Genomic DNA, 1,733 nt, shown 5'->3' with positions numbered 1-1,733 from the left:
GCGCCCGCGCCCTCGCACCGATGACGCAGCTCCTCGCCTGGACCGAGCCTCTGTTGAAAACGGGCACCCCCGGACTGTTTCCGAAGGGCCGGGACGTACAAGCCGAATTGACCCAGGCCGGCGCGCAGTGGACAGTCGTTAATGACCTCGTGCCGAGCCGGACCGATTCCGATGCCCGGATCGTGCGCGTCACTGCCCTCGCCGCCCCGAGCCACCGATGAGCGAAGCGATCCTCGGCGATTCCGCCGACCGGTCCATGGATTCATCCATGCGACGCCCTCTGCGCGTTCTGGCGCTCGCCAACCAGAAGGGCGGCGTCGGCAAGACCACGACGGCGATCAACCTCGGCACCGCCCTGGCGGCGATCGGCGAGGATGTGCTGGTGATCGATCTCGATCCGCAGGGCAACGCCTCCACGGGTCTCGGGATCGACCGCGCCAAGCGCAGGGTCTCGACCTACGAGGTCATGGCCGGCGAAGCCTCCCTGGCGCAGGCCGTGGTCCCCACGGCGGTGCCGCGGCTGTCCCTGGCGCCCTCGACCATGGACCTCCTCGGCCTGGAGCTGGAACTGGCCACCCTCCCCGACCGGGCGCACCGGCTGCGCAGCGTCCTGAAGAGCCTGACCCAGGCGCCGAGCCTCAGCCGGATCAGCTACGTGCTGATCGACTGCCCGCCCTCGCTCAACCTGCTGACCATCAATGCCCTGGCGGCGGCCGACGCGGTGCTGGTGCCGCTGCAATGCGAGTTCTTCGCCCTGGAAGGCCTCAGCCAGCTGCTGCGCACCGTCGAGCAGGTCCGCGGCGCCCTGAACCCGAAGCTGACGATCCAGGGCATCGTGCTGACGATGTTCGACCCGCGCAACAACCTCTCCGCCCAGGTGGTGGCGGATGTGCGCGGGTTCATGGGCGACAAGGTCTACGAGACCGTGATCCCGCGCAACGTCCGGATCTCCGAGGCGCCCTCGCACGGCAAGCCGGCGCTGCTGTACGACCTGAAATGCGCCGGCAGCCAAGCCTACCTGCGCCTCGCCTCGGAGGTGATCCAGCGCGAGGGCCGGGTTCCGGCCGCGGCCTGATTGATTTGAGCCCCCTCCGGTTCGAAGAGGGGGAGTGTGGAGCGTGACACGGGTGGCGATCATGGCGGAGGAGGGGGCGAAGCCTCGACTGGGGCGCGGGCTCGCGGCGCTGATCGGCGATTTCAACGAGGCGGGCCGTGGGTCGGCCAAGGCCGAGGAGCAGCGCAAGGTTCCGATCGAGTTCCTGCGTGCCAACCCGCGCAACCCGCGCCGGAGCTTCGCCGAGACGGAGCTGTCGGAGCTCGCGGTCTCGATCGGCCAGCGGGGCATCATCCAGCCGATCGTTGTGCGGCCGATCGGCGACGTGCCCGGCACCTTCGAGATCGTGGCCGGCGAGCGGCGCTGGCGGGCGGCCCAGCGCGCCGGCCTCGACGAGGTGCCGGTGGTGGTGGTCGAGATCGACGACCGGGGCTCCCTGGAATTCGCCATCCTAGAGAACGTCCAGCGCACCGACCTCAACGCGATCGAGGAGGCGTCCGGCTACGAGCGCCTGATGAAGGATTTCTCGTACACGCAGAAGGAGCTGGCCGAGATCCTCGGCAAGAGCCGCAGCCATCTGGCCAACACGCTCCGGCTGCTCAACCTGCCGCTCTCCGTGCAGGAGCGGGTCTCCGCCGGCGAGCTGACCGCCGGTCATGCCCGCGCCCTGCGGCGGTGC

Annotated in this window: 2 protein-coding genes and 1 pseudogene; all 3 read left to right on the top strand. The window is 69.6% G+C overall.

Annotated elements, in window-relative coordinates; genetic code table 11:
• Window positions 1-221, top strand: a pseudogene (locus tag I53_RS22410) (16S rRNA (guanine(527)-N(7))-methyltransferase RsmG); the annotation flags it as partial.
• Window positions 218-1,075: a ParA family protein gene (locus tag I53_RS22405; RefSeq protein WP_043354859.1), complete on the top strand. Its 858-nt coding sequence runs from the start codon at window positions 218-220 to the stop codon at window positions 1,073-1,075. The pseudogene I53_RS22410 and the gene I53_RS22405, both read left to right, overlap by 4 nt.
• A 61-nt stretch (window positions 1,076-1,136) precedes the next feature.
• A partial coding sequence (locus I53_RS22400; protein ID WP_043354861.1) for a ParB/RepB/Spo0J family partition protein occupies window positions 1,137-1,733 on the top strand: 597 nt, incomplete at its 3' end.

This window comes from Methylobacterium sp. B1 (genome assembly GCF_000333255.1).
GTDB lineage: Bacteria > Pseudomonadota > Alphaproteobacteria > Rhizobiales > Beijerinckiaceae > Methylobacterium > Methylobacterium fujisawaense.
This window is presented reverse-complemented; position numbering and strand designations above follow the sequence as displayed.

Coding starts and splice junctions, on each gene's coding strand:
- I53_RS22405 (WP_043354859.1), top strand. CDS start 218: ATGAGCGAAGCGATCCTCGGCGATTCCGCCGACCGGTCCATGGATTCA.